Origin of the sequence: Dysgonomonas sp. UBA7630, from assembly GCF_002483985.1 — a bacterium.
Lineage (GTDB): Bacteria > Bacteroidota > Bacteroidia > Bacteroidales > Dysgonomonadaceae > Dysgonomonas.
In genome coordinates, this window is sequence record NZ_DLIY01000012.1 from 111,116 (window position 1) to 125,010 (window position 13,895).

Consider the following 13,895-nt stretch of genomic DNA (forward strand, 5'->3'; position numbering starts at 1 on the left):
TATGAACCCTATCATATCCGTTATCATGCCGTGCTATAATCAGGCTAAATATATGCCTGAAGCACTACAATCACTTCTCGATCAGGATTATCCTCATTGGGAGTGTATTATGATAAATGATGGCTCTCCTGACAATACGGAAGATGTTGCAAAGCAATGGATAGAAAAAGACAAGCGGTTCAAATATTTTTGGAAAGAAAACAGCGGGGTTTGTGATACCAGAAACTATGGAGTTGTTCAAGCTATTGGAGAATATATAGTTCCTTTGGATGGAGACGATAAGTTAGGCCCTCATTATTTTAGCGAGGCAATAAAGGCATTTACAAAAGACCCTGAGATAAAACTAATATATAGTGATACAATATTGTTTGGAGATGTAAATGAAAAAAAGATAAATCCTGATTTTGTATTTGAAAAAATGCTAACGGAGAATCAAATCTACAATTCAGCAATATTCCGAAAATCTGACTTTCTTGAAGCCGGAGGCTACAATCCGAATATGTTTGACGGTATAGAGGACTGGGATTTTTACCTTTCGTTGATCAAACCGAATGATAGGGTTATAAAACTTAATGACTTTCACTATTATTATAGGATAAAAGAAGTTTCACGATCGATGCGTATATTCCGTGAAACAGAGAAAAATGATGCAATGCTTTTACAAATGTTTAAGAATCATATACCTTTGTTTCTTGAGTATTTGAATCCTGTAAGAGATCGGATTAAAGCAGAAACATACAATAAAGAACTTTACTGGCATTATCATACCCCAGAATACAAATTGGGTAGAATGATATACAAACCATTCCGTTTTGTACAAAAAGTATTCAGAAAACTCTTTTCATAACTGTATTTTTACAGAGAAAAGACCATTGGACAATATTCGAATGTAAGAACAGAGTTTTACAAAATATGAAGATAAATATCATACTCATCACATACAATCACAGCAATTATATCCGTCCGGCATTGGAGAGTATTCTGATGCAGGAAACATCTCACGATGTGGAGATTATTGTTGCCGACGATTGCTCTACCGACAATACAGTAGAGATTATAAAAGAGTATGAGTCGAAAACGAAATTTGCCTTCCAATATTTACATAAAACGCAAAATCTAGGATATATACGCAATTACCAACAAGCTTTTGCGGCATGTACAGGAGACTATGTTGCCATCATGGAAGGTGACGATTATTGGGTGAAGGCATCTCATCTAGAGAATCATATAAACCATCTGGAGAAGATACCAAACACCTCGATGAGTTACAACAGGCACATACGCCTGTTTGAAGATCAAGACAGAGAAGAGATATTTGACTGGACTCTTGATACAGACTATGAGCTGATCACTACCGATCTGTTGGCATTGGGCAACCGCATAGGAAACCTGTCTTGTTGCGTATTCAGAGGAAAATATATACAGCAATTAGACCCAAAACTGTTTGATATGGAAATAGCCGATTGGATGCTAGGGATGTATATGGGACAATTTGCTCCCTTGGTATATCTCAAAGAAGTAACTTCGGCATATAGGATACATGATAACGGACAATGGTCGCGAATGGACGAAAAAGACCAGTGCGCTAAGGTTATCGAGCTGATTAATGAATACGATAAGTATTTGAACTATAACTATACAGAAACCTTCACAAAACATAAACGGAGACTCGAAATTTTGCTTTACGGAGATAAATCTTTCAGAGGCAGACTAAAGAACTTTACTCCTTTATGGATTAAAAACTTATACAATAAACTTATTAGGTAAAAGATTATGAACAAAAAAATAATGGTTACCCAACCGGCGATTCCACCTTTGGATGAATTTATTCCCTATCTTCAAAAAATATGGGATAATAAATGGTTGACAAACAACGGTCCGTTTCATGAACAGTTCGAAAAAGAATTGGCAGACTATCTTGGCGTTAAGCATATCTCTGTATTCGCCAACGGAACACTGGCATTAATAACAGCATTGCAGGCTTTACGTATCACTGGTGAGGTTATAACCACTCCATTCAGCTTTGTTGCAACAACACACTCATTGTGGTGGAACAACATCAAGCCTGCATTTGTAGACATAGATAGCAAGAACTATAACATAGATCCCGAAAAGATAGAAGCTGCTATTACACCAAAGACAACCGCCATCATGCCGGTGCATGTCTATGGCAATCCGTGCAATGTAGAAGAAATACAACGCATAGCAGACACCTACGGGCTACGTGTAATATATGATGCAGCTCATGCTTTTGCCGTTAAAAAGGATGGACAGTCGGTAATGAATTGGGGGGATTTATCTATTCTCAGTTTCCATGCAACAAAGGTGTACAATACAATAGAAGGAGGAGCAATTGTTTGTCAGGATGAAAAGACTAAACAGCGTATCGATTTATTAAAAAATTTCGGATTCAGGAACGAAACGACTGTTATTGAACCGGGTATCAATGCGAAGATGAATGAATTGCAAGCAGCTTATGGCTCTCTTCAATTAAAACATGTAGACAATTATATTGCTAAACGCTTGGAACTGGCTAAACTATACGACAACCTGCTGAAAGATGTAAAAGGTATCACTTATATGACTGTTGGCGAAGGAGTAGAGCATACTTACCCTTATTATCCAATACGAGTAAATACAGCTGGGTATGGCATGAATCGTGATGATCTGTACTTCAAGTTACAGGAGTATGATATATTCGGACGCCGTTATTTCTATCCTCTTATAAGTGATTTCCCGACATATAGAGGACTTCCTTCTGCCAGCGTGAGCAACCTCCCCGTTGCAGCACAAGTGTCTAAAGAAATTGTATGCTTACCGATGTATGCAGATTTGGAGTTTGAAGAAGTAAAAAAAATATGCGAGCTAATTAAAAATAAACCTTGGGAAAAATGATTTTAGGAATAATGCAGCCTTATTTTATGCCATACATTGGCTATTTTCAGCTACTGAATGCCGTAGATAAGTATGTAATATACGATAATGCAAAATATACAAAAAAAGGATGGATCAACCGTAATCGCATCCTACAAAACAACAAGGATACGCTAATTTCAATATCGGTAGAAAAAGATTCCGATTATCTGGATATAAAAGATCGCTCTGTAGCCGATTCTTTCGATAAGAAAAAATTAATAAATCAGATAAGAGAACCATATCGCAAGGCTCCTTATTTTGAGCAGGTGATACCAATTGTGGAGGATATTATCAACTACGAAGAGAAAAATCTTTTCTTATATATTTATAATTCAATCAAAGAGGTTTGTAAATATCTGAATATTCATACTGAAATTATTATTTCATCAACAATTGATGTAGATCAAACTCTTGCGGGACAAGATAGAGTTATAGCTATATGTAAGACTCTAGGAGCAAAAGATTATTATAATGCAATTGGCGGACAAGAACTGTACCATCCAAAGGACTTCGAGAAAGAGGGAGTAAGCCTCCGTTTCTTATCGTCCAATCTTGTTGCTTATAAACAATTCAACAATGATTTTATCCCTTGGCTGTCAATTATAGACGTCATGATGTTCAATAGCTTGGCAGAAATACGAGATATGCTAAATGAGTACAAATTAATCTAACATTTTTGAAAGAAGCAAAAGGCTTTTTAATCGCAAATAATACTCTTCATAGAAAATATTAAAGATATGCAAGAAATAGGAGGATACTTCGAACTTCAACTTCGTAAAGGGGAACATTATCATAAAGGAGCATTACAGCTAAATACCGCTCGAAACTGCCTTGAATATATACTAAGAGCAAAAAAATATAAAAAGATATATATTCCTTACTTGAACTCTGAAGTTATCTGGGAACCTATAAAAAAACTAGGGATCGAATCTGAATTCTATTCTGTAGATTTCCGGCTTAATCCTATTTTCGATAAAGAATTAAGAGAAGATGAGGTGTTTTTTTATTCCGACACTTATGGCATAAAGTGTTGCACTGTTTTGCAGCTTGTTAAAAAGTTTGGAAAACAATTGATAGTTGATAATACGCATGCTTTCTTTTCGAAACCTTACGAAGGTATCGACACAATATATTCTCCACGTAAATTTTTTGGTCTCCCCGATGGTGCTTATCTCTATACAGATACTTTTTTGCATGAAGAGCTTGAGCAAGACTTCTCTATTCCACATATGACACATTTGATGAAGCGGATCGAATACGGTAATGCCAGTGCAGCCTATCAAGATTATCTTGACTACTGCGCAAGCCTCGTTGGTCAACCAATAAAGCGTATGTCGAATCTTGCTTCTGCATTACTATCTAACATAGACTACGAAAATCTGAAAGAAAGGCAGATAAAAAACTTCATCTATTTACATTCTATCTTGGGGAAAGATAATAAGTTTGAATATGATAACTTTCCCTCAGATACCTGCCCCTTAAGTTATATGTTCTATTCAGAAGATTCTAATTTAAGAAAGAAGCTGATTGATAACAAAATATATGTATCTACATATTGGAAGGAAACGTTAGAACTTGTAGAAAAAGACTCTGCCGAATATAAGATAGTCAACTACCTACTGCCTCTACCTTGCGATCATCGATATGATGAAGAGGATATCGGAAGAATCATAAATGTGATAAATAGCTAGGCTATTATACATATAAAAGTAGCAACAGAAAACAATAATAAACCTGTTACTTTTGTCACCTTTTAAGAGTTTGAACACCATTATAAAATGATTAACAAAGAACACAACATAGTCGTATCCGTCTCCATGATTACTTATAATCATGAAAAGTTTATAGCGGAAGCTATAGAAGGAGTTGTAATGCAGAAAACCAATTTCCAATTCGAATTGGTAATCGGTGAGGATTGCAGTACAGACAATACCCGTGCTATTTGTATAGAATATCAGAAGAATTATCCCGACATTATACGATTAAGATTACCTGAAACCAATCAGGGGATGATGCTCAACTGGATAAATAATATTAATAGCGGGCGTGGAAAATATATAGCGCTGTGTGATGGCGATGATTATTGGACTGACCCTTATAAACTTCAGAAGCAAGTTGATTTTATGGAAGCTAATCCCGACTTTGCGATGTGCTCTCATAAGGTACATACTCTGATGTGCGGCCACTTGGATGAAAATATAGAGATGGAACAGGATGTATTGACTACAACAGACATTATTCAAAAAGATTGGGGGCTACTTACGGCCTCTATCCTTTTTCGTAAAGATGCACATAAAACACCGGACTGGTACTATACGGTAAAAAATGGAGATTATGCCCTTCAACTGATTGTGTCACTATCGGGTAAGATAAAATTTCTCCCTGATTATATGGCGGTATATAGACAGCATTTGGGAGGAGTGTCTTCGACGTTAAAGCCTCTGAATCAAACAGCCTGGATGGTTTATTTATTGCACGAGTTTAATACATATACAAACGGTAGCTATAAGAGAACAATCATTGAGCGGATAAAAAGGATGTACAAAATACAAATATATTACGCTAAGGGCTATAGCCTGCGTAAAGCGGCCACAGTCTTATCACTTTATCAGAAGCTTGTATTCTTAAATCCTTTCTTAATAAAATCGAGGCGAAAGTAAATCATGAAACTATCAATTATAACTGTCAATTTGAATGATAAAGCAGGTCTTGAAAAAACCGTAAGAAGTGTTATTTCACAGTCTTTCTCCGACTTTGAATTTATCATTATTGACGGTCAGTCTACAGATGGCAGTATCGATATAATAGATCAATATAAAAGCAAGATCAGCTACTGGGTAAGTGAAAAAGATAGTGGTATTTACAATGCTATGAATAAAGGTATCCAACAAGCTAAAGGCGAATATCTATATTTTCTAAATTCCGGCGATGCATTATACAATGAGAATGTCCTTCATGATATATTCAATGATGATCCCCACGAACCTTTTATCTGCGGAAATTTTTATATGGAAGTTGGAGGAAAGTTAGAGGCAGATACATCGTACAAAGGTCGTGATTGGCGTTTTGCTATCTATGACTTGTTTGCCGGGTTCTTATGTCATCAGGCCTTCTTTATACACAAATCTAACTTTGAAAAATACGGGCTATACAGTGAAGAATTGAGAGTTATGTCCGACTGGAAGTTATTCTTCCAAGGAATTGCACTAGACCATTTACCTGTGAGATATGTAGACACTTTTATTTCCATTTATAATATGGAAGGCTTTAGCACACAAATTGGGGGCGAAATTATATACAAAGAGAAGCTGCAAGTATGCAATGAACTTCTTAGCCACTCACTGACAGAAAAACTCAAAAGATTATATTATCTCGATCAGAATGGATTTGTAACCGACATAATGAAATCTAAAACATGGATATACAACGGATTCCGTGTGTTTGCAAAGATTGGTCGTGCCCTAGGTCTTATAAAAGCAGACTAGATAACATTCACCTCAGCCTCAGGAATATTTGCTGAACGTATTCGCCATTCTTGTGGATAAAGGTTATTAGCACGATTACCTATATTCTTTACAAACCCCAATGGCTTATTCTTGTAGGTAATTAAGATATAGCCTTTTGGCTGATCTTGCAATAATAGCGTCTCTTTGCGTAGATAAGCTATAGCGGTTTTCCAGTTCACATCATAAGTAGTGAAATTCAAAGCATCGAGACATGTACTTAATGCTAGAGACTGATCCGGGATAAAATCCTTTCCTTTAACCTCTCCTAAGCAAATTCCTTCTAAAATAACATTCAGATACGACTTTATCAGAGTTAATTCATTATACAGGTGTGAAGGAAAAGCAAACCATCTATCCTTTTGAGAATAGAATGTAAACAACTCATTATCTATCACATAGTCTTTACAATCAAATGGAATAATACTTTTTGATGTTTTCTCTTTATCTTTCCTCCTCTTTAAAGAACCTTCGTCTGAAGTCTTTCTAAGTAAAGCACAGAAGAATCCTTCTCCTTTAGTCTTATAAGGAAAGAATCGGTAAGCAGGAAAACGATCTCTTAAAGAAGGGCTTATCCCCCACTCTTCTTTAACGTCTATTGGTAAAACCTCTGCTCCCAGCTCTTCACAAATCCATTGTACATTGTCTTCGTTTTCATCCACATTGTATGTACAAGTGCTATAGAGTAACAAGCCTTCAGTTTTGAGAGCAGGCCATATATCAGCCAAAATACGTTGCTGCCGCTCTTTGCAGAGCTTGACATTATCTATCGACCATTCAGATGTTGCCCCCTCATCTTTTCGGAACATACCCTCGCCTGAACACGGAGCATCTACTAATATGAAATCAAAGAAGCCTTGTAATTTTCCGATCTGTTGCGGATCGTTGTTTGTCACTACCGTATTAGGATTACCCCACTTTGTTATATTCTCAGCTAATATATTCGCTCTGGTGCGGATTACCTCATTAGAAACTAAAAGACTACCCTCTCCCATTATATCAGCTATCAGAGTCGATTTACCTCCGGGAGCAGCGCAAAGATCAAGGATACGCACCTTACCTTCTGCAACATATTGTCTGAAAGCTTGTTCTATAAACATTGAAGAGGCCTCTTGTACATAGTAACATCCGGCATGAAACAGCGGATCGAAAGTAAATGAAGGCCTTTGAGACAGGTAATATCCTGATTGAGACCACGGAACTCTATTGAGTAAGGGTTTCTCGGTCTTATGATTATTTATTCTGATACTCGTAGGAGATTCACTGTTTAGTGCTTGTACAAAAGCATCCCATTCTTCCCCTAAAAGAGCTTTTGTACGGGTAATAAAGTCAGAAGATAAATCCATTATCATATATTTACTACAAAGTTATATTAATTTGCAAAACTATTATAAATACAATTATTTATTCTTTTGAATAATATTCTTTACTTTTACTTTCGATTCAAAGTAATAATTTAAATTAATGATAAGAAAAGAAATAATTTCAGAGAAAAAAACACTAATTATACTTTTCGTTTACTCCTTTCTTTTACTGTTTTTTTGTTCTAAGATGTCACCATTATACCCTTTTAATGAATGGGATGATATAAATCTATATTTTACAATTGGAAAAGGAATATTTAATGGAAAAATTATTTACTCTGAATTATTTGATCATAAAGGACCGCTAATATTTTTCATTTACGGAATAGGCTATCTTATTTCTAACACAACCTTCTTTGGGATGTATATCATCGAAGCACTGATGTGGGCTTTTATGATATGTGCCGGATATTTTACAGCCAAGCTATATATAGATAAAATATATGCCTTCATCGTAGCACTTATCTACCCTTTATTCACCTTACCTCGTATATTGGAAGGAGGTTCGGCTGAAGAAATGATACTTGTATTTGCGACTATCAGTCTCTTCTTCTTTTTATCACATTTCAAAGACAACAGTAAAACACATAAGCCTCTAATCATGCTTATCCATGGTATTATGTGTGCTGCAACCATGCTGATAAAAATCAATTTAGTTGTTTTTTGGTTCTTTCCATTGGCAGCTATATTTATTAATCTTATCATAGGAAAAAATTATAAAAACTTATTTCAGAATATTCTTGCCTATATTGCAGGACTATTAATATTATTCTTGCCCATAATCTTTTATTTTGTTTACAATAATGCTCTTTCTGATGCTTGGAATACATATATCGTATTGAATAGTAAATATGCCAGATTTAATGCGAATGAGATGGTAGAATTAGTTGTTGTACGCTTTTATCAACGTATAAGATTTGAACCTCTCACTTATTTCTTTATCTATACAGGCTCTTTTTACTTTCCTATAAAATATATTCGTAGTACACTATACAAAGCCTCGATCATATTGACTTTCTTTGCTGTACATATTATCATATCTATGACATTTCTCTTTATGTACTATTATACTATTCCTTATTACATTTTCAGCCTGTTAGGGGGGATTGCAATAGTAGATATTATTCGCAAATTCCGAAAACTACAACCCAAATGGTATTTTTATATCCTCTTCTTTGTATTAGCTATTGGAATAGGAATAAGAGAAAAGAACTTTTTTTCATTATCCAAAGCGGAACTATTAAGAAAAGAAGAACCGAACAATCCTGCCTTTCTTTTTAGTAACATTGTAATGAAAGAAAGCAAACCTACACTACTCAATCTTGGTTTAGACCTCGGTAGTGGTGTATTTACAAAAGCGAATATTGTACCGAATGTCAAATACTTTATTTCACCAAATCTACCTCATTCTATCTATCCCGAAATGAGAGATGAGCAGACGAAGTACATAGAAAATAAAGAAGTACAATTCATCATATTATCCGAATTCTCTCTCAACTTCGACTATTTCTTTAATTTACCGGCTTTGAATGAGAATTATAAGATCGTAGACACATATATTGAGCATAAAACCAAGACCTATTACTTATATAAACTAAAAGAATAAAAAAGCCATGCAAGCATCACTATATCTTATACCCGTTACACTGGGAGAAACGTCTATCGAACAGGTATTACCCACATACAACAAAGAGATCATCTTACAAATAAAATACTTTATTGTGGAGAATATCCGCTCTGCCCGCCGTTTCTTAAAAAAAGTAGAGAGCAGCATCAATATAGATGAGCTTACCTTCTACGAGCTGAATAAGCACACCAAGCCTGAAGATATAGAGAACTATCTAAACCCTATGGCAAATGGATTTCATGTGGGTATTATATCCGAAGCAGGCTGTCCGGCTATAGCCGATCCCGGAAGTGATATAGTAGCTATTGCTCAGAAAAAGAATTATAAAGTAGTGCCTTTGGTAGGACCTTCGTCCATTCTTCTTTCGCTTATGGCATCCGGATTTAACGGACAGGGATTTGCTTTCCACGGTTATTTGCCTATCGATGGAGCAGAACGTATCAGAAAAATCAAACAACTCGAAAACCTGATACACCATGAACATCAAACTCAAATTTTTATAGAAACACCCTATCGTAATCAGAAGCTGGTTGAGGATATTACCAAGCATTGTACACCTTCCACAAAGCTTTGTATTGCGATGAATATAACTTGTGAAAATGAGTATATCAGAACACTCTCAGTAAAACAATGGGCAAAGCAATTACCCGATATGGCAAAACAACTATGCATCTTCCTTTTATATAAATAAGGCAATTACTGTCACTTTTTCATAAAGCTGACAAACAGTAAATTACAGACAAAAGGTGACAAAAGTGACACTTTTATATAGTTTCTTTAATGTCACTTTTCTTACTCAAAAGATAATCATGTCAAAGAACAATATCTATCAATAAGATAATATTATTCTTTAAAAGTATAGGAGAGAAACAAATGCTCTACACTATTATCCTTCTGAAGAAAAACAGTCAATAAATATTCATTGTCACTATTTTCTAGAATATCAATAGCGGCTTGCTTTTCTATGATTTTTCTATTCAATCCGTATTTTTGTAAAAATGGTTTGTCATTCCCTATTTGATACAACAGCTGCTTTCTTTCTCTTTTTTCTATTTTATCGTCCCAAAATCCGTGTGGACGTATCTTAAAGTTACAGTAATAGTCTGTTCTTAACTCTGTAAACAAATCAATGCCTCGGGATAATAAGAAGTTGTGCAAAAACAAAAATATATCTTCTAACCGATAACCATGATGCGGTAGGTTGTGCAAATTATAATACTGCCCTATTTCATCAAATAGCACGAAGTAACGATCTTTATAATACGTGTCGGTCAATACTTGCATAGTACGGCTAAATTTCCCGCTATTCCAATATTTCTCGAGAGCATGCTCAGCATCATGTATACGTTCCAGCTCTTCGTGGGTAATATCATTATTCGACTCTATTTCGTATGGAGCTAGAGTACTGTATTTGTATCCATATTTATCGGCATTGCGTCTAAGAGATGTACCTCTCAGCATCTTTAGAAAGCCAAGCTGCAATTCTTTCGCCTTCAAACGAAATACATCATTAAACGACTTTACAAATCGCTCATAAGTCTCGTAAGGCAATCCGGCGATAAGGTCTAAGTGCAAATCTATTCTACCGCCATCCATCAGCTTTTGTATATTGCCTGCCAGCAATTCAAAATTCTGATTACGTCTTACTGCAATATTAGTAGGTTCGTAAGTAGATTGAATACCAATCTCAAATCTGAAATAGTTTTCCGGTAAGTTTTGATTGAGATAATTTATTGATTCGTCAGTCAGCAAGTCCGCATATATTTCAAACTGGCAGCTTAAACCCGAACGGTAATGATCGATCAAAAAATCAAATACAAATCGTGTATGTTCCTTATTCAGATTAAAAGTACGATCAAGAAACTTGATTTGTTTGGCATTACTCTCGATAAAATAAGATAAATTATCAACAATATGATGCTTGGGAAAATAACGGACTCCTTTTTCGAGCGAAGACAAACAGTATTGGCATTGATAAGGACAGCCACGAGATGTTTCGAAATACAGCAATCTGTTTTTCATATTCTCCTTATCTTCTTCCAGTTGGTATGGAGAGGACAAAGAAGCCAGTTTCTCCAAATCAGCTTTAGCGACAATCCTACTTACCGAACCTTTCTTAGATATGCCATCTATAATAGGCTCACTTTTAGTGCTTATAGCCGTAAGTAATTCACCTAGTACAAATTCACCTTCTCCGCTAATCAGATAATCGACATCCCAATTTTCAACAAAATAATCGGGCTCATAAGTAACCTCGGGGCCTCCTATAATTATAATGGTTTGTGGACTTTTTTCTTTGATCAAATCAATCAAAAGTTTCACCTTTTCCACATTCCAGATGTATACGCTGAGACCTATGACATCAGGACTCTGCAATAAAAGATCGTCTACAATTGTAGTTACCTCTTCTTTTATTACATATTCCTTAAACGAGATATCGAATTTATCTTTGTTGGCTACATACAACCATCGTAGAGCTAGCGAAGTATGTATATATTTAGCATTGAGCGTGGTCAGTAATACTTTCATTATGTAAAGATACTATGATTAACTCATAATACATTTATACATCGTGCGTAACTTAATCAATTAAACAATATACCTTACCCTCTGAGATATGTTGAGCTTTGGATGCTCTAATCTTCATTTTCGAGTATCTCTTTTGCTCTCGCAATAGCCAGGTTTATGTTATCGCAAATATTAATCTCTCCTATCATATTCGGTATTTCCGACTTTTCTATCATAGCATGCACTTCCGGTCTTACTCCAGACAATACAACTTGTATTCCGTCTTTCATCGATTTTCTACATAAACCGGTCAGGTTATGTAATCCCGTAGAATCTATAAATGGAACTAAACGCATCCGAATAATTCTTATCTTGGAGCTTTCGCCAATCTCACGCATACTCTCATCAAACTTATTGGCTATACCAAAGAAAAACGGACCATCTATTTCATATACTTCAACACCTTCGGGCAATGATAGTATTTCTTCATTTTGAGTAAACTCACTTTCGTCGGTCAGGTCTAGTTGATCTTTTATAACAGACACTTGTGTAACCTCGTTTATTCGCTTCAAGAATAAGACAACAGCTAATAATAGTCCAACTTCTATCGCTACTGTAAGGTCAAATATTACCGTCAGGAAGAATGTAATCAATAATACGGCAATATCGGATTTCTGATTTTTCAAAAGAGCTTTAAATGTACGCCACTCACTCATATTGTATGATACAATAACAAGTATTCCGGCAAGACAAGCCATAGGAATGTATTGAGCCAACGGCATAAACAAAAGCAAAATTAGTAACAACACCACTGCATGTACGATCCCGGCAATAGGAGTGCGTCCTCCGTTGTTAATATTGGTCATAGTACGGGCAATAGCTCCTGTTGCAGGTATACCGCCAAACAAAGGTGTTACAATATTTGCCATCCCCTGTGCTATAAGCTCAGTATTAGAATTATGCTTCTCCCCTCCGATCACACCATCTGCAACCGTTGCCGACAACAGAGATTCTATCGCTCCAAGCATAGCTATAGTGATAGCAACGGGTAACAAGTCTATAATTGCAGCCATATTAATGACCGGAATTTCTGCATCGGGAATCTCGGCCTTGATTCTGAAGCGATCACCAATAGTATCTATCACTTCTATGCCGGCATACGTTTTTAATAGATATACAACTACTGTTATTATCAAAATTGCGACGAGCGACCCCGGTATTTTTTTTACAATACGGGGAGTGATCACAATTATAAAAATACTGGCTATACTGATAAGTGTATTCCACCAGTTGATAGTTCCAAAATATTTAAAATACATTATCCATTTTCCGATAAAATCTCCGGGTAGTTTTTCACCGCCAAAGTTCAATCCGAAAACATCTGCTATCTGAGTTGTAAATATAGTAACGGCGATACCGCTTGTAAAACCTACAATAATAGGATATGGTATAAACTTTATAATCTTTCCGAGTTTAAACACACCTAAAAGTACAAGTATAACACCCGAGATAATAGTTGCAATAATAAGTCCCTTGATGCCGTGAGTTTGAACAACTCCATATACAATAACGATAAAAGCTCCTGTAGGTCCCCCAATCTGTACCCGGCTTCCTCCCATAAAGGATATAATAAATCCCGCAATAATGGCGGTTATAATCCCCTTTTCGGGAGTAACACCCGATGCTATACCAAAAGCCAAAGCAAGAGGCAGGGCAACAATGCCGACTATAAGGCCAGACATCAGGTCGTTTATGAATTTTTCTTTATTGTATGTTCTTAAGGAAATAAATAGCTGAGGAGTAAAGTCTTTTAGGAAATCTTTTTTCATAACAAACGAGGAATGGATTAATGTGATTTATTATTTGCTATAAAATACATGAAAAATATAACATTCTGAAATTATAACATTTAGAAGTACTTATATAATCTCTTCCAACGATACAATAACAAGTCCTGATGTTCAATTTCAGGGCACA

The 13,895-nt window shown here is 35.6% G+C and carries 12 protein-coding genes; 9 read left to right on the top strand and 3 right to left on the bottom strand.

From position 1 onward, the window contains the following. Position 1: 1 nt before the first annotated feature. From B3P17_RS04455 to B3P17_RS04485, 7 genes are all read left to right on the top strand, one after another. A complete protein-coding gene (locus B3P17_RS04455; RefSeq protein WP_291103775.1) occupies positions 2-847 on the top strand; it encodes a glycosyltransferase family 2 protein in 846 nt (281 codons plus the stop codon). A gap of 65 nt (positions 848-912) precedes the next feature. Beyond that, positions 913-1,767 (top strand): glycosyltransferase, encoded by an 855-nt coding sequence (locus B3P17_RS04460; RefSeq protein ID WP_291103778.1) that lies wholly within the window; start codon positions 913-915, stop codon positions 1,765-1,767. 6 nt (positions 1,768-1,773) lie between these two features. Beyond that, positions 1,774-2,895, top strand: coding sequence for a DegT/DnrJ/EryC1/StrS family aminotransferase (locus B3P17_RS04465; protein WP_291103781.1), 1,122 nt, complete (start codon positions 1,774-1,776; stop codon positions 2,893-2,895). Continuing rightward, entirely contained in the window at positions 2,892-3,587 is a 696-nt protein-coding gene (locus B3P17_RS04470; protein WP_291103784.1) for a WbqC family protein, read from the top strand. Before B3P17_RS04465 ends, B3P17_RS04470 begins: the two co-directional genes overlap by 4 nt. A 66-nt stretch (positions 3,588-3,653) precedes the next feature. Next, positions 3,654-4,607 carry a hypothetical protein gene (locus B3P17_RS04475; protein WP_291103787.1) on the top strand — a complete coding sequence of 318 codons (954 nt, stop codon included), beginning with the start codon at positions 3,654-3,656 and terminating at the stop codon, positions 4,605-4,607. Between the two features lie 87 nt (positions 4,608-4,694). Then, complete coding sequence (locus tag B3P17_RS04480) at positions 4,695-5,576, top strand: glycosyltransferase (protein ID WP_291103790.1); 882 nt, start codon at positions 4,695-4,697, stop codon at positions 5,574-5,576. A gap of 3 nt (positions 5,577-5,579) precedes the next feature. After that, positions 5,580-6,401 (top strand): glycosyltransferase family 2 protein, encoded by an 822-nt coding sequence (locus tag B3P17_RS04485; RefSeq protein WP_291103792.1) that lies wholly within the window; start codon positions 5,580-5,582, stop codon positions 6,399-6,401. Here B3P17_RS04485 and B3P17_RS04490 read toward each other — a convergent pair. Beyond that, positions 6,398-7,765, bottom strand: coding sequence for a methyltransferase RsmF C-terminal domain-like protein (locus B3P17_RS04490; protein ID WP_291103795.1), 1,368 nt, complete (start codon positions 7,763-7,765; stop codon positions 6,398-6,400). The two genes, B3P17_RS04485 and B3P17_RS04490, sit on opposite strands and share 4 nt — an antisense overlap. A 205-nt stretch (positions 7,766-7,970) precedes the next feature. Here B3P17_RS04490 and B3P17_RS04495 point away from each other — a divergent pair, with 205 nt between their 5' ends. After that, entirely contained in the window at positions 7,971-9,389 is a 1,419-nt protein-coding gene (locus B3P17_RS04495; protein ID WP_291103798.1) for a glycosyltransferase family 39 protein, read from the top strand. 7 nt (positions 9,390-9,396) lie between these two features. After that, a complete protein-coding gene (locus tag B3P17_RS04500; protein WP_291103801.1) occupies positions 9,397-10,101 on the top strand; it encodes an SAM-dependent methyltransferase in 705 nt (234 codons plus the stop codon). Positions 10,102-10,253: 152 nt separating this feature from the next. Here B3P17_RS04500 and B3P17_RS04505 read toward each other — a convergent pair whose 3' ends face one another. Beyond that, positions 10,254-11,939, bottom strand: coding sequence for a B12-binding domain-containing radical SAM protein (locus B3P17_RS04505; RefSeq protein ID WP_291103804.1), 1,686 nt, complete (start codon positions 11,937-11,939; stop codon positions 10,254-10,256). A 107-nt stretch (positions 11,940-12,046) separates the two neighbouring features. Next, the gene (locus B3P17_RS04510; RefSeq protein ID WP_291103807.1) at positions 12,047-13,747 is read right to left on the bottom strand and encodes a SulP family inorganic anion transporter; all 1,701 of its coding nucleotides are present in this window, start codon (positions 13,745-13,747) and stop codon (positions 12,047-12,049) included. Positions 13,748-13,895: the final 148 nt, after the last annotated feature.